Here is a 17,009-nt window from a genome sequence, read left to right as displayed (position 1 = left end):
TGAGTTTGAAGGCCAAGGACTTAAGCCAAACCACAGACGCGCTTCAGAAATGCGAGCTTCGCGGAACGTTCCTTTAGGTTCATAGTAAGACCCTGTTTGGTTTTTCCGGAGCACCGCCCATGTCAGCTTCTCCCCAGAACCTCGACGCCTGGCTCGACAAGCAGGAGGTCGTCAAGGACACCATCACCGCTTTTCCGCTCAATGCGCTGGCGGCAACACTGGGGTGGCCCGAAGCGGGCGATGTGGTGCCGCCGATGTGGCACTGGTTGTACTTCCTGCCGGTTTCGCCGTTGGCGGAAGCGGGTCCGGACGGTCATCCCAAGCGCGGCGGCTTCCTGCCGCCCGTGCCTTTGCCGCGCCGGATGTGGGCCGGCGGGCGGCTGACGTTCCATGAGCCGCTGAAGGTGAACGAGCGGGCAGTGCGCACCTCGACCATCGCCAATATCGAGGACAAAACAGGGCGCTCGGGCCGGCTCGTATTCGTCACGGTGCAGCACAGCATCGAGGTGGGCGGCGAGCTGAAGATCGAGGAAGAACACGACATCGTCTATCGCGACACGCCGCAAGCCGATGCGCCCCCGCCCAAAGCGGCGCCGGCGCCCGAGGGCGAAACGTGGCGGCGTACGATTCATCCCGATCCAGTCCTGCTGTTCCGCTATTCGGCGCTGACCTTCAACAGCCACCGTATTCACTACGACTATCCGTACGTGACCGAGGTCGAGGGCTATCCGGACCTGGTGGTGCATGGCCCGCTGCTTGCGACGTTGCTGGTCGACCTCGTGCGTCGCGAATTGCCCGAGGCGACGCTGCAGAGCTTCGCCTTCAAGGCGCTGCGCCCCACCTATGCGAATCAGCCGTTCACCGTCTGCGGCCAGCCTTCCGAGGACGGCAAGACCATCGACCTGTGGGCGAAAGATCACGAGGGCTACCTGACGATGCGCGCCACCGCCGCGCTGGGACGCGTGAATTCGGCGTCATCCGGGGGCGTTTCTCCAGTCAGAGATATTTTCCAATAAGAAACAAAATCTTGCCGGCCAGGGAGGCGAGTCAAGCCCAGCGCAGGCTCCGCTAAATCCGTCTATCCTATATATGGCAAGCCTCTGACCCGACTTGGGCAATGGCCATGCGGCGCCCGCCGCCGGCCCCGTCGCGATTGCGCTTGCCGCCATAAAACCCCGCGTGTATAGTTTCCGAACTTACTCTTGTTTCGCATTGGAAATTAAAGGGACTTTTCTCATGAACGCTTCGACCATCCTCGCCGATCTCGGCATCGCCCAGGCGGCGCAAGCCGGCGACATCGCGGTTCATTCGCCGATCTCCGGCGAGCTCATCGGTCGCGTGGCCAGTCACACGGTAGCCGACGTCGATGCGGCGCTCGCCAATGCAAAGCAGGCTTTCAATGTATGGCGCAATGTGCCGGCGCCGCGCCGCGGCGAACTGGTGCGCTTGCTCGGCAACCGTCTGCGCGAGAAAAAGCAGGCGCTCGGCAGCATCATTACGCTCGAAACCGGCAAGATCCTCCAGGAAGGCCTCGGCGAAGTGCAGGAAATGATCGACATTTGCGACTTCGCGGTCGGCCTGTCGCGTCAGTTGTACGGCCTGACCATTGCCTCGGAGCGTCCCGGCCACCGGATGGCCGAATCGTGGCACCCCATGGGCACCTGCGTGGTCATCTCGGCGTTCAACTTCCCGGCTGCCGTGTGGTCGTGGAATGCCGCACTGGCGCTGGTGTGCGGCAACGCCGTGATCTGGAAGCCGTCGGAAAAGACCCCGCTGACCGCGCTGGCCGTCAACCAGATCCTCACTGAAGCGCTGCAGGAATTCGGCGATGCACCGCAAGGCCTTACCGCGCTCATCAATGGTGGCCGCGATGTCGGCGCCAAGCTGGTGGCCGATCCGCGCGCCTCGCTCGTCAGCGCCACTGGCAGCACCGAAATGGGCCGCACGGTGGGCGTCGAAGTGGCGAAGCGCTTTGGCCGCTCGCTGCTCGAACTGGGCGGCAACAACGCCGGCATCGTCACGCAGAGCGCCGATCACGAACTCGCGCTGCGCGGCATCCTGTTCTCGGCGGTCGGTACCGCCGGCCAGCGCTGCACGTCGCTGCGCCGCCTGTTCGTGCACGACAGCGTGTATGACCAGACCGTCGAGCGTCTGAAGCAGCTCTACAACAAGGTGCCGATCGGCAACCCGCTCGAAAAGGGCACGCTGATGGGTCCGCTGATCGACAAGCAGTCGTTTAGCCGCATGCAGGAAGCGCTGCAGCAAGCGGTCGCGGAAGGCGGCAAGGTGTTCGGCGGCGAGCGCGTCGAGGTGAAGGGCTATGAAGGCGGTCACTATGTGCGCCCGGCGCTCGTCGAGATGCCGTCGCAAACGGCTGTCGTGCTGAAGGAAACCTTTGCACCGATTCTCTACGTGCTGCGCTATACGGATTTTGCCGAGGCAGTGGAAGCGAACAACGCGGCGGCGCATGGCCTGTCTTCGTGCGTGTTCACCACTGACTTGCGTGAAGCGGAGCGTTTCCTGTCGGCTGCCGGTAGCGATTGCGGTATTGCCAACGTGAACATCGGACCGAGCGGCGCGGAAATCGGCGGCGCATTCGGCGGCGAGAAGGAAACCGGCGGCGGCCGCGAATCGGGTTCGGATTCGTGGAAGGCGTATATGCGCCGCGCGACCAACACCGTTAACTACTCGTCGGCGCTGCCGTTGGCACAAGGCATCGACTTCAATCTCGGCTAAAGGCAGTTCTCCTTAATTCGCTTTAAAGCTTGCCGCGCGTGTCGGGTGTCGCGCGGCAAGCGCCTCCTTTCGGTGGAGCGTTGTCGTGAGTTCGAAAGTCGTAATCGTCGGCGGTGGCGTGATCGGCAGCTCGATTGCGTATTTTTTGCGCGCTTCGGACCCGACGGTGAGTGTCACCGTGATCGAGCGCGATCCCACTTATGCGCGCTCGTCGTCGGCGTTGTCGGCGGCGTCGATTCGCCAGCAGTTCTCGACTCCGCTCTCGATCCAGATGTCGCTGTTCGGCATCGAGTTTCTGCGTTCTATCGGCGAGCGTCTCGAGATCGACGGTGTAAAGCCTTCCATCGATCTGCATGAAGGCGGTTATCTGTTCCTTGCCACGCCGGCCGGCGAGCCGACGCTAAGGGAAAATCACGCGCTGCAAAAGAGCCTTGGCGCGGACATCAGTCTGCTGGAGAAGGCGGCATTGCAGGCCCGTTTCCCGTGGCTCAATACCGATGACCTGGCGGCGGGCGCCTATGGCGAAAGCGGCGAGGGCTGGTTCGACGGCTATGGCCTTGTGCAGGCTCTGCGCAAGAAGGCGCAGGCACTCGGCGCGCGCTACGTGGCCGCCGACGTGACGGCCTTGCAGCGCGACGGCAAGCGCATCACGCAAGTCGTGACGGCCGGCGGCGAGACTTTTCCCTGCGATGTGGTGGTCAACGCAGCGGGCGCCTGGTCGCGCAAGATTGCGCAGATGATCGGCATCGATCTTCCGGTGTTCGCGCGCCGGCGCAGCATTTTCAACGTTAGTTCTCCCGCGCAACTGGAACACTGCCCGCTGTTGATCGACCCAAGCGGCGTCTATTTCCGCCCGGAGGGCAAATCGTTTATCTGCGGCACCTCGCCGAGCGCGGACAACGATCCGGACGACCTGCCGCTCGACGAAGTCGATCATGCGATATTCGACGAGGTGATCTGGCCGACGCTCGCGCATCGCGTGCCGCAATTCGAAGCGCTGCGCGTGCAGAACTGCTGGTCCGGCTACTACGAATACAACGTGCTGGATCAGAACGCGATCATTGGTTACCACCCGGAGGTGGGGAATTGCATTTTTGCTAACGGTTTTAGCGGACATGGGTTGCAACAGGGGCCTGCTACTGGGCGCGGTGTTAGTGAACTGATTTTGCATGGCTGCTATACGACGTTGGATCTGTCGTCGCTTAATTTTGAGCGTGTGCTGGAGAACCGGCCGATTGTTGAAAAGAATGTGGTGTAGGTGCGCGTGTCGTGCTTGTATTGCTCGTCGTCCTTCAGATCCCGGAAGGCGGATGTTGTGGTTTGAACCCGGTCTTGTGCTGGGTTTTTTTCAATTGGATTCAGAGCGGTAATCCGAGGGGTTACTGGCCCGAATAACCGCGGCCTTACAAAGGGATCGTCTGGTTTGCCGTCGCATGATCGTGGACAGCGGCGGCGGCGATCGTACCGGCCGTATCGAGGGGATGCAACTGCGCATGGTCGGTCGCAGCGCTGGCGGCAAGCGTGGCTGCGTCCGTCCGCACACGCGCAGCGTAGGCTGTTGCCGCAAATGCCACGGCCAGGCCGTTACAGAAGACCCTATCGCCATCGCCCTCGTTGGTCTCCTGAAACAGGCATGCGCTCCAGAAGATCCGCAGATTGGTCCGAGCCTCGACATGGGTCTGGATCATCATCCGAACGTCGTCACGCGCCAACAGCGTCTGCAGGTCTGTGTCGGTATCTACCATGACCACGTGGTGCGGCCCCCTGACAATCGCCCTCTGAACACGCTCCTTGTCATTCCCCAGATCGTGCAGGACAAGATTCGGCACCCGGTCGCCGGCAACGTAGGTCTTTGGAAAGCCCAGCGGCTGCAGATCCTGTGAACGGAGCGTGCCGCCGTCCGCGGGTCTCATCAGCAACCGGTCGATTGGCGTTTGACCAACCAATGCATTCATGGGGCCGGTGGTCAACGCAGCCCCTGTGGGAATCAATTGCCAGAGCTGGACGCCGCGCGGCAGCACGAAGTTTGCCGCGCCCCCTTGGTAGGAACCATGCCCCGCGAAAACAAGGTCGTTTTGAGTGGTCTGAATTGGCATCATCCTCTCCGAAAAATTTTCATAAACTCGCGCGACCTCGACGACTATAAAAAGTCTTGAGATTGGCGAAGGAAAAAACGAGGCGATATAAATATCGCCTCGCCCGAAGCAATGACTTATTCGCCAGGATTGATGTAGAAGTGGCGATCCCAGGTCCAGCCGCCTATGTAAACCTTTCTAGATGGAACAAGTGCAAGCTGTCCAACATCGGCCCGGTTGTTCCACCCGGCATTCCAGTAATCCACGCGAACCGAAATATTCCGTGCATTTGCTGGGAGGGTGAATTCGTAAACATCCCCGTGGTTAATGCTGTCGCCGTTTTTGGCCCAACCTTTGTTGTATGTCTTCCATTCCTTCTGGTTTGAAACTGGGTCTTTCTCAAGAACCTTTTCTTCCCAATTGATGAAGGCTCTGGCTACATACCAGGCTTGCGACTCGATAGTTATTTTCCCGTTTCGATACGATGCAACATTCTCTTCGACATATTCCGTGGTTCCGTGGGACTTTGCCGGCGTTCCATCCTTCAGGAAAAATGACGCATATGAAAGAGGGAGTGCAGGATTGTTTTTGTCCAGCACCAGGTTGTTCATAATGACTTCGTTGATCTTCTTGATGCCATCCAGGTCGCTTAGATTGGCGCCTGCTAAATGGCTTGCGCCGCCGCCCCAAACCACAACGGAAACATTCACTTGATCCAGCTTATATTTCTGCCGGAATTCACCTTTGGGATCTAGAACAATCCCATCCTTGCTGAGCATTGCGTCGCCAATAATGGCGAGTTCCGACGATGTCAGGCTTGATTCAAACTTGATGAAGATGCGGCGGCCATATTGCACGCTTCCCACCAGGAGCGGAGGATGTTTGCTCGAGATCCTGTCTTTTATATCGTTCCAGGTGGTACCGTCGGCGAATACCTCGGCCGGAGATTTCGGGCTGGATGTGGAGACTGTGTAAAAAACCTGCTTATAAGAAGCGAGGTAGATGGATTTTTTATTCTCTGTTTTATAGGTAAAATCGATATTCAGTTTATTTTTTATATATTCGACATTCAGGCCGAATCTGATGGCCATCTCATGGACATCCGACACTGTGCTTTTTGTCAATGAGAGTGCCGCGGCGTTGTCCCAGCCCGATTTGCCATTGTTGGCTTTTTTCTGAAGCCAGATATCGATGGCTTTTTGAATTCCCGAGGTCACTTCTCCGTAGGCTTCATCGGCGCTCACTGCCTTTGTCTTGAATTGTCCATCACTCCCCAATCCCGGAAGATCGATGGTATACACCCTTTCGCCGTGATTGACGGCAAGCTCCGTGGGCTTGCCGTCCAGAAGCATATCGTTGGCTTGCAGCAATGCCCCCGGATAGGTGATGTGCTTGTACGATTCAGGAACTACAATGTCGAAGTCACCTTCGAAGTTCACCTTTTTACGGGTGATAAGCGTGTAGCTTGAGTTTCCATTGTCGATGATTTCATCGTCAACGTTGGAAACCGTAGTGCCATTAAACACCATTACTTTTTCAGGATCATAGTCAAGCTTCCTGATGTTTTCGTTTATTTCATTACGATTCGAGTCGTTCATGACGGTCCTTGGATAATTTTAAGTTGGCGAAGACGGTAAGCCGTGAGGATGCAAATACATTGCCGGGCATCTGGCGGTCATCTACTTCCTGAGAAATAAATTCATTCCGTGAGGTGGCGAATATGTTCAAGTCCTTTTTGAGGCGTATAACTGGTCCATGAGTTGTCGTGCCAGATATGTACCGCTTCAATCTTCAGCTTGCCGTAGCTCCGGTGGTTAAATTTATATTCGAGCGGAGCAGGATCAGTGCCGGTAATGAAATCGTATTCTGCGCAATACTTTTTCAATACAGGATCTTTCTGATTCCAGTTTGGCGTTGGCTGCATGGCAATGCCATTCAGTTTTTCTTTGGCACTGAACTCGATTACGACTTGAGGCGGATTTTGATATAACGCAGCGCCATCCCGGGTTGTCGCCGTGTAGAAACCTGGGCCGAATTCACCTCCGCTCCATTGGTTATCGACGCTTGATTTAAGGCCTTCGCTCAGAATGGAAATAGCCGATTTATATGTCGTTGAATGGAAAAATCTCGTGCCCGCGTTAACAAAACGCTCCATGACGCCTCCTATGCAGAATGCATTTCTGCGCGAATGTGAGTCAACCAATTGAAAAAAGAGCATCAATCTTTTAATTGATGCCGATTGGAAAATTATCGTAGTTGCATTGTCGAGGTAAATACCGCATATGTAGTATTTATCGTGCGCAACAGTGCACCTGACGACTCACCGTTCGAGGTGATAGGGGGAGCCGTGGAGAGGGATGGAAAGCTCGGAGGAAACTGCCTCAGTCAGATTGCATCTCGATCAGCGTTTGCATTTGCTGTGGATCAAGCGGCTTGTGCATGACGCGAAAGCCGCTCGACGCGGCGGCCTGGATACCGCTGGGCGAGGTATCACCGGTGATGATGACGGCGGGTATCGTTCGCCCAATGGCTTGCAGCACAGCCCGGATGACGTCGACCCCGCTTACATGCCTGGCCAGCCTGAAGTCGGTCACGATCATTTCCAGTTCGGCGCAATGCTCCCTTGCCATTGAGATCGCCTGTTCAAACGATTGAGCCGCGATCACGACGTGGCCCCACGCGCTCAGCAGGGTCTGCATGCCGGCCAGTACGTCGCGATCGTCGTCGACCACAAGAATGGTCTTGCACCTATAGCCGGAAACCAGCACGCCGGGATGTCCGGCGATCGCAGTGTCAGCCGGAACCTTTTGCGTTATCGGTAAGCGGACAGAAAAGAGCGAGCCGCGCCCCAGGACCGATTGCACCTGGATATCGATGCCGAGCAGCGCGGCGGTACGCTGCACGATCGCCAGGCCGAGACCCAGCCCTTGCTCCCTATCGCGAGCTGCGTTGCCGACCTGGTAATACTCCCGGAAAATGATTGTCAATTGATCAGCCGCGATACCGATACCCGTGTCGAATATCTGGATTTCCACCTGCTCCTTGCGACGACGGCAAGCAACCAGAATCCTGCCGTGCTCGGTATAACGCACTGCGTTCGACAACAGGTTGGACAGGATGTTGTGCAGCAGGACGGCATCGGTTTCCACCCAGATCGGTGTCGGTCGAATATTCAGCGCCAGCCCCTTGGCCGCGGCAACCTGGGAGAACTGATCTCTCAGGGTATCCAGTTCCTGCTGAATCGAGAAGCGGTGCACCTGTACATCGATTGCGCCTGCATCCAGTCGTGAAATGTCGAGTAATACATTCAGCAATTGCGACATACCTTTCAGCGCGGTTTGAAGCCGTTCGGCAAGGTCATTAAGGGCCGCACGCTCAACATTCGGTGCTTGCACAACGGCACGCAAAGTCGCGATATAGAGACCCAACGCATGGGTAGGCTGGCGCAAATCGTGACTGGCGGCGGCCAGGAATTGAGATTTGCTGCGATTAGCATGCTCGGCACGCTCTTTCTCCTCGGTTAGTTGCTTGATCAGTTCGATATTCTCGAAGCGCAACGCGACGGCATCCCGCACGGTATGCTGCAAGGTCCGGCTAAAGGCCAGATTGACGCCCAGCAGGAACAGCGACAGAAATCCCAGTACCGAGAACAACGCCCCTCCATAAACAAAGGAACGCGTCGCAAACGGCAACACGGTCGGCAATGCAAAGGCGAAATAGGTCGGCCACCAGGAGGAAAGCGAAGCCACCGAACCGCCCGTCATGCCGGCTAATACGATGCAGGTCAGGACTGTCACGATCGCGTTGCCCGGCGAGAAAAACAGTACGCCCATGGCACCCCACAAACAGCCGGATAAACAGGACAACAGAAGATATCGACGGACCCGACGGGTCGCAGTCCCGGCCGGATGCTCGGCGATCTGGCGATCTCGCCACACCATCGCGATGCGGATGGTGGTCAGCAGGTAAATGCAAGCAGCCCAGCCCAACAGATCGCGCCTCGAAACCTCGTGCCACAGCAAGAAAGTTGTCAGGCTGACCACGGCTATGTTGCCGAAGAGGATGGGCGGCGACTGGCGATACAGTGTATTGACCAATTCCAATCGGACATTGGCGCTAAGTTTTTTGCGTGTCATTTTTTTGTCGCTTTGAGGGCAGTCTCTTGCGTTGCGCAAGGCTGCCAGGCGTTATCGAAATCCGAGGCCGGCTTTTCTCGTAGCCGTCCGGGTTTTATTTCAATCAGCTCTGCCGTATGATCCGTCAGTATCCGGAATCATCTTGCGTTCTGACAAAGGAATCGGCTCCTTCAGGCGACTCGGGGAAATAAAAGAAAATGAAGAAAATCGTGCTGGCTGAAGACCATGCGCTGACCCGCGATGGTATGAAGCTGCTGCTGATGACTCAGCCTCACTGGTCGGTCGTGGGGGAAACAGGAGACGGGCAGACGGTCGGCCAGATCGTGCACGATACGCAGGCAGACCTGTTAGTGCTGGATCTGGGGTTGCCCGGTTGCCAAGGTATCGAGTTGATGCGTCGGGTCAAGACGCAATCTCCGGAAACCAGAATCCTGGTGGTAACGGGCAACCAGAATGCCACCGCAATCCGCTCCGCCCTGGCCGCAGGTGCCGACGGCTACATGCTCAAACTCGAAGACGGCAATGAGCTGCTTCATGCCATCGGCATGGTCCTGTCGGGTATCCGCTATGTGAGCAAGACGTTTGTCCATATGCTGGAAGTCGCAGACGACAGTGCGTTGCCATCAATCACTGCGCGGGAGAAAGAAATCCTCTCGCTAATTGCGAACGGTTACTCGAGCCAGGATATCGCCGAAAAACTGAATCTAAGCGTACTGACGGTACGCAAGCACCGACAAAATCTGATGTCGAAGCTGTCGTTGCATAACGTCGCCGAAGTAACGGCGTATGCGATACGCGATGGTTTAGGGCAGTCGGTCTCGTGAGGCTCGTGGGAGAAAAAACTGGAGCGGATCCAGTCGGGCCGTTCACGCCTAGCAAGCTCTGCTTGCGGTGACGCGCAAAGCTTGGATTGCGGGCTCGGCGAGTCACGAGCTACAGCAGTGCTGCGGTCGTCGAGCAGCCGGAATCGGCGAATTTGAACTGTTACGGATACCCTTCATTTAAACCGGGTGATTCCAAAAACTCAAAACCTGGTGATTAGATATCGTTTGTCGGGCGCGGCGTTGCCGACCACAATCGAGGCCAGCTCGATCTTCGGACCTTTAAGCGCGACACGCGCTTAAAGCCATCCTTTAATCCGTGCTCGAGGCAAACCTCGTTTATTTGCCATCCCCAGCCACCCCATGCCGGCGCACAACCGCCACGACACCATGTACACCTTCACGCCTGCGTTCGAAGCACCGACTGGCTCGCCGATCCGCGAGCTGTTCAAGTACCTCGGTCAGCCCGGCATGATTTCGTTTGCGGGCGGCTATCCGGCGAGCGATCTGTTCGACCGCACGGGACTCGACGCGGCGGCTGCACGTGCGTCGCGGCAAACCACGCTCTGTCTGCAATACGGTCCGACCGACGGCCTGGCGGTCCTGAAAGAGGAACTCGCGAAGCTCATGACGCGCCGTGGCACGCCATGTACGCCGCAGGAATTGCTGGTGACGACCGGCTCGCAGCAAGGCTTCGATTTGCTGCTACGCGTGCTGGTGGGCGCCGGGGATGTCGTGCTGGTCGAACAGCCGGCTTATCCGGCGACGCTGCAGGCGCTCAGGCTGCAGCAGGCCGAGGTGGTGACGGTGCCGGTCGATCAGGATGGACTCGATGTCAGCGCGCTGGCGGCTTTGCTCGAAGACGGTACGCTCAAGCGGGCGCCGAAGCTGCTGTACACCGTGCCCACCTTTGCGAACCCGACCGGCGCAACGCTCTCGTATGAACGGCGTATTGCCTTGCTGAAGCTGGCGGCGCGCCATCGGCTTCTGGTGGTCGAGGACGATCCGTATGGCGATCTGCGTTTTGCCGGCGAGGCGTTGCCGTCGCTGCTTGCGTTAAGCGCTCAGGTACCGGGCTCGCGCGACTGGGTGGTGCATTTATCGAGCCTGTCGAAGATCGTGGCACCCGGTTTGCGGGTGGGCTGGACCGTGGCGCATGCCGAGATTCTGCAGCGTTGTGTGGTCGCGAAGCAGACCGTCGATCTGTGCAGCTCGCCGTGGACGCAAGCCATCGCGGCGGAGTATCTCGCGAGCGGCGCGCTCGAACAGCATCTGCCGCAGATCATCGCGGCGTATGCGCTGAAATGCAGGACGCTGTGCGATGCGCTTGAAGTACATCTAAAGGATGCGATTACGGTGCACCGTCCGGATGGCGGGATGTTCGTGTGGGGCCGGCTCAGCGGCGGACAGGATGCGTCGGCGTATCTGCAGGCGTGTATTGAGCAGAACGTGATGTTCGTGCCCGGTGTCGCGTTCTATCAGGACAACGTCGACCTGGCGTCGTTGCGGTTGTCGTTCGCAGCGCCGGGCGTGAGCGATATCGAAGAAGGTGTATTGCGGCTCAAGCGGGCGCTGCGCATTCCTTGAGTGCACTGCCCGGCGTGCAAAGGTACGAAGTTCAATGCGCTCAAGCACTTGCGTAAGACGTGCTCAGGATATCCACAGCCTTGCCAACATTATCTGTTGATAACCCGACCGCGCCTGCTTGCCAATTGCCGTATCGCGAGCATGGTATTCAAACCCAATGTGATCAAACACTTGGGTTACCAGTCCGCAGGATATCCACAGGCTTGCGAACAATATCTGTTGATAACCCGCCTATCCCACCCGCAGTTGCCGCAGCAACGCAAACCCATGCACGCCATGCAGCCAAACATGGCCGGCCACAACCCACGCGGCTATCCACGAAGCCCCCACCACGAGCAGATCGCAGTGGCCGCTATTCCACCAGTTAAGCGAATGACGCCCGGCAATCCACGGTACGCCGAGCGGATTGGGCCAGTCCGCGAGTAAGTGCATCAGCCCACCGCAAGCGAACCCAAACGCGAGCGCAGCGAGCGGCTGATGTTGATGCCCAAGCCACCGATACGACACCACCAGCAGCACGATCCAGCCAATGCCCCAATGCGTGAGCGTTCGATGCGTGATCCACAGGCGCCGCTTGCGTGACCACCACGCCACTTCCATCCAGTCCGGCGCGGTACCGCCTGCTACCGCGGCGATGAAACTCAACAGTACCCACAGATGAAAAGGACCGCTCGTACTGCTGCGCGCGACGATCGCTGCGGCGATGACACCGGCTGCGAAGCCGGTAGCGTGATGTGCTTTGTTCGAGGCCATCGGAAGTGCACGGCGCGAGACGCGCCGCCAGGATACAAAAGGCTGGGTATATTCGCAGATGCCCGCGTAAAAAGACAGCGCCGCGCGTGTCGAAACAGGCGCGGCGTGGGAGACGCTCAGTGGTCGAGCGACGAGCGACGCTCAACACTCGGATAAAACAGTCAGACAGAAAACCGCCACCTACGCCGCGCCTATCGTCGAGCGGCTTGCGTCCGACCGTGCTGCCTGACGCTGTATACGTACGCGCTCCACGCGACGGCCGTGTGATCTGAGCGATTTTGATCAATAACAAAATAACTATTGTTTATTTAAATATCTACACATAAGCTCGGCACTCAATCCGCGTGAAACGCCTTCAGCACGTTCGTGCGAGAGAACGTGCTTTCTGGACATCGAGATGCCCGAGCCAACCGATCCGTTCGTACTGACCAGCTCTCACTGGGGTGCGCTGCGTGTCCGCGCAGAGCGCGGCGCGATCGTCGAAGTGGCGCCATTCGAGCACGACCGCGATCCGTCTCCGATCATTCAGGGTTTCAAGGAGGCGTTCGATCACCCGAACCGCATCAGGCGGCCCTGCGTGCGGCGAAGCTGGCTGGAGTCCGGCGCGGGTGCGCACCCGGAAAGACGCGGTATCGATGGTTATGTGGAAGTTTCCTGGGACGAGGCGCTCGATCTGGTCGCAAGCGAATTGCGCGATGCGAAAACGCGCTTTGGCAATACCTCGATCTTTGCGGGTTCGCAGGGCTGGTCGAGCGCGGGGCGGTTTCATCATGCGCAGACGCAGCTCAAACGGTTTTTGAATTGCTTCGGTGGCTTCACCAATCAGCGCTACGGCTATAGCTTCGCCGCCGCGCAGGTCGTGCTGCCACATCTGGTCGGCGATATCTCCATGATCTTCGGCCCGAGCACGAGCTGGCAGTCGATTCTCGAACACACTCGCGTGTTCGTGAGCTTCGGCGGCTTGCCGTTGAAGAACGGGCAAGTGCTCTCCGGCGGCAGCGGTAACCATCCGCTGGCGGACTGGCTTGCGCAAATGAAGCGGCGCGGGATTCGCGTCGTCAACGTGAGCCCGATTCGCGACGACGTTCCGGACGATGTCGAGGCGCAATGGGTGCCTATCGTTCCGGGCACCGATACGGCTTTGTTGCTTGCCATGGCGCATACGCTGCTCGTCGAGTCGCGTTATGACGTGTCGTTTCTCGCGCGCTGCACGGTGGGTTTCGAAAAGGTGGCCGACTATCTGCGTAGAGGTTCCGGCGGCCGTGCGTTCGACGCGGAGTGGGCCGCGACGGTGACAGGCGTCGATGCGTGCACGATCCGTGAGCTGGCTCGCGCGCTTCATGCCGAGCGCAGCTTCGTGAATCTGACGTGGTCGCTCCAGCGCGCCGACTATGGCGAGCAGACCTACTGGGCGGCCATCACGCTCGGTGCGCTGCTGGGGCAGATCGGGCTGCCCGGCGGCGGCGTTGGGCTCGGGTACGGATCGGACGCCGGCACGGTGGGCGCCACGATCGACAAGATCAAGGCGCCCGCGTTGCCGATGGGGACGAATCCCACGGGGCTGGAGGTTCCTGCCTCGCGTGTGGCCGATCTGTTGCTGCGTCCCGGCGAGAACCTGCAGTTCAACGGCCGCACGATCCGGTTTCCGCAGACGCGTCTCGTCTACTGGTCCGGCGGCAATCCGTTTCATCATCATCAGGACATCAATCGGCTGGTGCAGGCGCTGCGCCGACCGCACGCGTTCGTCGTCAACGAGCAGTTCTGGACTGCGACTGCACGATTCGCGGATGTGGTGTTGCCCGCCACCACCACGCTGGAGCGCAACGATCTGGGCGGCTCGTCTAGCAGCAACTATCTCATCGCGATGAAGCAGGCCGTCGATCCGCTGCCCGGTGCGCGCAGCGACCACGTCATCTTCCGCGACCTGGCGAGCAGGCTTGGCATACTCGATGCCTTCACCGAAGGGCTGGACGAAATGGGTTGGTTGCGGCGCATGTATGCCGAGACGGCCTTGAGTGCGCATGGCGTCGGCATCGAGATGCCTGACTTCGATACGTTCTGGGCGCGCGGCTACTATGTCTATGCCGAATCGGCAAAGCCATTTGTGAGCTTCGCGGCGTTCCGCGAATATCCATCGCGCTTTCCGCTGGCTACGCCGTCGGGACGGATCGAACTCTTCAGCGAAACGGTCGCGGGCTTCGGTTACGCCGAGGCGCCTGGTCATGCGGTTTGGCAGCCGCCTCGCGAGTGGCTCGGTGCGCCGTTGGCGAGCCGTTTCCCGTTACATCTGCTTTCGAACCAGCCCGCAACCCGTTTGCACGGCCAACTGGACAGCGTTGGCGAGAGCCGCAAGAGCAAGATACGCGGCCGCGAGCCGATTCGTCTCCATCCCGACGACGCCGCCGAGCGCGGCGTACGCGAAGGGGATATCGTGCGAGTGTTCAACGATCGGGGAGCCTGCCTTGCCGGTGCGGTGCTTTCGGCCGCGCTGCGGCGGGGCGTCGTACAACTGGCGACCGGTGCATGGTACAGCCCCGTGGATCGTGCCGCTCCGCACAGCATGGACAGTCACGGCAATCCCAATGTCCTGACCCATGACCTCGGCACATCGCGGCTCACGCAAGGGCCGGCGGCACAAAGCTGCCTCGTGCAGGTTGAACGCTTCGATGGTGCGTTACCTGTCGTGACGGCCAACGCGCCGCCGGAGATCGTGCGTCTCGCGTGATGACATTTCGTTCGAGCTGATTAGTTCGTTATACGAATAACTGCCGGATCCCGTGCAATACCATTGCTCGATATCTGGCGCTGCATCGCGCGCGTTCCCCAATGGCGGCCCCATGCCTTCGCCGATCGTTTTGGCATCATTTTATGTTCAATAACAAAATAACTATTGTACAAATGTTATTGAATACATAAGCTTCTTCAACATCGAACGAGGTTTTTCGTAGCGCTGCGCCTGAACGCGAACGATGGTCTCTCGGCTGACTGAGTGCATCACGTGTATCTGTTTGAATGTCTGGAGGCTGGCCATGCAGCACGTTCCCCATTTCGTTTTCGACATGCCGTTCTTTCTGCGCTTCGTCTTCGATCCGCAGCCTGCGCTGTTGCAGGGGTTGGTCAGCACCGTGTTGGCGGCGGCCGTCGCGCAGTCGCTGGGTACGGTCATCGGCGTGTTGTTGGGACTGGCGGGCATGCATCGCGCGATTGTTTTGCGCGCCTTCAATCAGGCCTATATCTGGTTCTTTCGCGGCACGCCGGTGCTGGTTCAACTAGTGCTGATCTACTTCGGCTTGCCGTATCTGGTGGGCTTCGACCTGTTTCCGTCGGTCATGTCGATTGGGCCGCTCCATTTCAGCGGCGCGCTACTGGCGGGCATCATCGCTTTTGGTCTGCACGAGGCGGCGTATATGAGCGAAATCACGCGCGCCAGTGTCAGTTCGATCAGCCCGGGCCAGACGGAAGCGGCGCTCGCGCTCGGCATGACGCCTGCCATTGCGATGCGGCGCATCGTGCTTCCGCAGGCAGTGCCGCTCATCGTGCCCGCGCTCGGCAACCAGTTCAACAACATGCTCAAGACAACGGCGTTGCTGAGTGTGATCGGCGTATCGGAAATGTTCCGTGTGGCGGAGCAGATGCAGGCTGCGACGTTCATGACGTTCGAGGTCTACCTGGGTGTTTCGGTTTACTACCTGATGTTGACTGGCGTGTGGACCTTCATCCAGCACGGTCTGGAAGCCTGGCTGTCGCGCGGTTGGGCCAACAACAAGCGGCGCACCTTGAAGGCGACGAAGTCGTCGCGACCGCGGGTTTACGGCTGACCATGCGCCTGAAAACGGCAGCACGCATACCGAGCAACTACGAAGCGCCCGACTGCCTGTCGCGACGGCGCAAAGCTTTATCCGGTGGTCTTTTTTAAAGAGGTGTTTTGATGGGACGTTTGATCGATATTGCCTGGCCGCAGTTGAACGTGAAGGTCGTGGCCGAACTCAATGACGAGCGCAACCCGGAACTGTGCGAAGAGTTCTGGCAGCAGTTGCCGTTCAAGGTAACGCAGGCGCACCCGGTCGTTTCCGGTGCGTCCATGTATGCGTGGACACCGGTGGTCAGCAGCGCGCCGGTGCATCATCGCGAAATGATCACGGACTGCCCGATTGGCCGTCTGCGCTATTCGCAATCGACCGGCAACAAGATGTCGGTGCAGTACGGCAAGGGCACGGAGCCGCTTGCGCAGCCGGTATTGGGCCAGGTGCTGCCCGAGTACTGTCATCTGTTGCCGGGCGTGGGCAAGGCGGTGTGGAACAACCTGTTCTACGAGAAGGATGTCATTTTCCTGGAAGTGTCGGCACATGAGGGTCAGGGGCATCCGGGCGTTCCCGCGAAGCCGAAGAACCTCTCGCCGCTCGCAGAAAAGCTTTATGCCGAAGCAGAGCGCATCCAACTCACCGAACCGGAAGAAATCCGCGCGTTGCGTCTTGGTGAAGTCGAGGACGCGGGTACCTATGGCCAATACTTCAGCGCATGGGATTTCGCGAACGGCATGCTGCGCGACTACATCATGTATACGGTCTATCCGATCCTGACGCTGGCTGGCAAGCTTGAACCGAAGGAACTGCACCAGGTTCTGAACGAACTCGACGTGCCGTATTCGAGCTATCTGTCGGTGGTGGGATTCAAGAAGCTCGAAGCGCTGGCGGGCGAAGTGCGCGAATACGTCGCCAAGGCCGAAACGAAGGAAGAGATCCAGCAAGTACTGCGCGCGTTCCTTCAGTACGGAAACCGCCTGTGCGCATGGTCGTATCAGATGTTCCCGTGGTATCTCGGCATGTTCTACAACCGCAGCAAGGACGGCCAGGAAAGACCCGGCCGCTGGCGCCCGGATATCGTTTGACCGTCGCACGCTT

At 58.7% G+C, this 17,009-nt stretch carries 13 protein-coding genes; 8 read left to right on the top strand and 5 right to left on the bottom strand.

Features of this window, described 5'->3' with window-relative positions; all coding sequences use genetic code 11:
• Window positions 1–119: 119 nt before the first annotated feature.
• The 3 genes from AC1ECK_RS06810 to AC1ECK_RS06800 all read left to right on the top strand — a co-directional run bounded on the left by AC1ECK_RS06810 (window position 120) and on the right by AC1ECK_RS06800 (window position 3,994).
• On the top strand, window positions 120–1,016 hold the full coding sequence (locus AC1ECK_RS06810) for an HTD2 family dehydratase (RefSeq protein ID WP_480317207.1): 897 nt from the start codon (window positions 120–122) through the stop codon (window positions 1,014–1,016).
• Window positions 1,017–1,236: 220 nt separating this feature from the next.
• Window positions 1,237–2,736, top strand: coding sequence for an L-piperidine-6-carboxylate dehydrogenase (gene amaB / locus AC1ECK_RS06805; RefSeq protein WP_480317205.1), 1,500 nt, complete (start codon window positions 1,237–1,239; stop codon window positions 2,734–2,736).
• A gap of 85 nt (window positions 2,737–2,821) precedes the next feature.
• Window positions 2,822–3,994 carry an NAD(P)/FAD-dependent oxidoreductase gene (locus AC1ECK_RS06800; protein ID WP_480317203.1) on the top strand — a complete coding sequence of 391 codons (1,173 nt, stop codon included), beginning with the start codon at window positions 2,822–2,824 and terminating at the stop codon, window positions 3,992–3,994.
• A gap of 145 nt (window positions 3,995–4,139) precedes the next feature.
• Here AC1ECK_RS06800 and AC1ECK_RS06795 read toward each other — a convergent pair whose 3' ends face one another.
• The 4 genes from AC1ECK_RS06795 to AC1ECK_RS06780 form a co-directional block, all read right to left on the bottom strand.
• Window positions 4,140–4,832 carry a putative adhesin gene (locus tag AC1ECK_RS06795; RefSeq protein WP_480317201.1) on the bottom strand — a complete coding sequence of 231 codons (693 nt, stop codon included), beginning with the start codon at window positions 4,830–4,832 and terminating at the stop codon, window positions 4,140–4,142.
• 116 nt (window positions 4,833–4,948) lie between these two features.
• Window positions 4,949–6,409, bottom strand: a complete 1,461-nt coding sequence (locus AC1ECK_RS06790) for a thiol-activated cytolysin family protein (RefSeq protein ID WP_480317199.1) — start codon at window positions 6,407–6,409, stop codon at window positions 4,949–4,951.
• A 101-nt stretch (window positions 6,410–6,510) separates the two neighbouring features.
• Window positions 6,511–6,966 (bottom strand): hypothetical protein, encoded by a 456-nt coding sequence (locus AC1ECK_RS06785; protein WP_480317197.1) that lies wholly within the window; start codon window positions 6,964–6,966, stop codon window positions 6,511–6,513.
• Between the two features lie 226 nt (window positions 6,967–7,192).
• Window positions 7,193–8,947, bottom strand: coding sequence for a sensor histidine kinase (locus AC1ECK_RS06780; RefSeq protein WP_480317195.1), 1,755 nt, complete (start codon window positions 8,945–8,947; stop codon window positions 7,193–7,195).
• A gap of 197 nt (window positions 8,948–9,144) precedes the next feature.
• Between AC1ECK_RS06780 and AC1ECK_RS06775 the strand changes: the two genes are divergently transcribed.
• Together AC1ECK_RS06775 and AC1ECK_RS06770 are read left to right on the top strand one after the other, a co-directional pair.
• A complete protein-coding gene (locus tag AC1ECK_RS06775; RefSeq protein ID WP_480317193.1) occupies window positions 9,145–9,771 on the top strand; it encodes a response regulator in 627 nt (208 codons plus the stop codon).
• Between the two features lie 387 nt (window positions 9,772–10,158).
• On the top strand, window positions 10,159–11,355 hold the full coding sequence (locus AC1ECK_RS06770; protein ID WP_480317352.1) for an aminotransferase-like domain-containing protein: 1,197 nt from the start codon (window positions 10,159–10,161) through the stop codon (window positions 11,353–11,355).
• A gap of 231 nt (window positions 11,356–11,586) precedes the next feature.
• On the opposite strand, the gene AC1ECK_RS06765 is transcribed toward AC1ECK_RS06770, so the two are convergent.
• Window positions 11,587–12,108, bottom strand: coding sequence for a metal-dependent hydrolase (locus AC1ECK_RS06765; RefSeq protein WP_480317190.1), 522 nt, complete (start codon window positions 12,106–12,108; stop codon window positions 11,587–11,589).
• Between the two features lie 397 nt (window positions 12,109–12,505).
• On the opposite strand from AC1ECK_RS06765, the gene AC1ECK_RS06760 reads away from it, so the two are divergent.
• From AC1ECK_RS06760 to AC1ECK_RS06750, 3 genes are all read left to right on the top strand, one after another.
• A complete protein-coding gene (locus tag AC1ECK_RS06760; protein ID WP_480317188.1) occupies window positions 12,506–14,833 on the top strand; it encodes a molybdopterin-dependent oxidoreductase in 2,328 nt (775 codons plus the stop codon).
• Window positions 14,834–15,137: 304 nt separating this feature from the next.
• Window positions 15,138–15,926 carry an amino acid ABC transporter permease gene (locus AC1ECK_RS06755; RefSeq protein WP_480317186.1) on the top strand — a complete coding sequence of 263 codons (789 nt, stop codon included), beginning with the start codon at window positions 15,138–15,140 and terminating at the stop codon, window positions 15,924–15,926.
• 110 nt (window positions 15,927–16,036) lie between these two features.
• Complete coding sequence (locus AC1ECK_RS06750) at window positions 16,037–16,996, top strand: cucumopine synthase-related protein (protein ID WP_480317184.1); 960 nt, start codon at window positions 16,037–16,039, stop codon at window positions 16,994–16,996.
• Window positions 16,997–17,009: the final 13 nt, after the last annotated feature.

Source organism: Paraburkholderia sp. SSBN10T, assembly GCF_056619545.1.
Note: the sequence above shows the minus strand (reverse complement) of the source record. Positions and strands in the feature narration are given on the sequence as shown.

Coding starts and splice junctions, on each gene's coding strand:
- amaB (WP_480317205.1), top strand. CDS start 1,237: ATGAACGCTTCGACCATCCTCGCCGATCTCGGCATCGCCCAGGCGGCG.
- AC1ECK_RS06790 (WP_480317199.1), bottom strand. CDS start 6,409: ATGAACGACTCGAATCGTAATGAAATAAACGAAAACATCAGGAAGCTT.
- AC1ECK_RS06775 (WP_480317193.1), top strand. CDS start 9,145: ATGAAGAAAATCGTGCTGGCTGAAGACCATGCGCTGACCCGCGATGGT.
- AC1ECK_RS06765 (WP_480317190.1), bottom strand. CDS start 12,108: ATGGCCTCGAACAAAGCACATCACGCTACCGGCTTCGCAGCCGGTGTC.
- AC1ECK_RS06760 (WP_480317188.1), top strand. CDS start 12,506: ATGCCCGAGCCAACCGATCCGTTCGTACTGACCAGCTCTCACTGGGGT.
- AC1ECK_RS06795 (WP_480317201.1), bottom strand. CDS start 4,832: ATGCCAATTCAGACCACTCAAAACGACCTTGTTTTCGCGGGGCATGGT.
- AC1ECK_RS06810 (WP_480317207.1), top strand. CDS start 120: ATGTCAGCTTCTCCCCAGAACCTCGACGCCTGGCTCGACAAGCAGGAG.
- AC1ECK_RS06780 (WP_480317195.1), bottom strand. CDS start 8,947: ATGACACGCAAAAAACTTAGCGCCAATGTCCGATTGGAATTGGTCAAT.
- AC1ECK_RS06755 (WP_480317186.1), top strand. CDS start 15,138: ATGCAGCACGTTCCCCATTTCGTTTTCGACATGCCGTTCTTTCTGCGC.
- AC1ECK_RS06770 (WP_480317352.1), top strand. CDS start 10,159: ATGTACACCTTCACGCCTGCGTTCGAAGCACCGACTGGCTCGCCGATC.
- AC1ECK_RS06750 (WP_480317184.1), top strand. CDS start 16,037: ATGGGACGTTTGATCGATATTGCCTGGCCGCAGTTGAACGTGAAGGTC.
- AC1ECK_RS06785 (WP_480317197.1), bottom strand. CDS start 6,966: ATGGAGCGTTTTGTTAACGCGGGCACGAGATTTTTCCATTCAACGACA.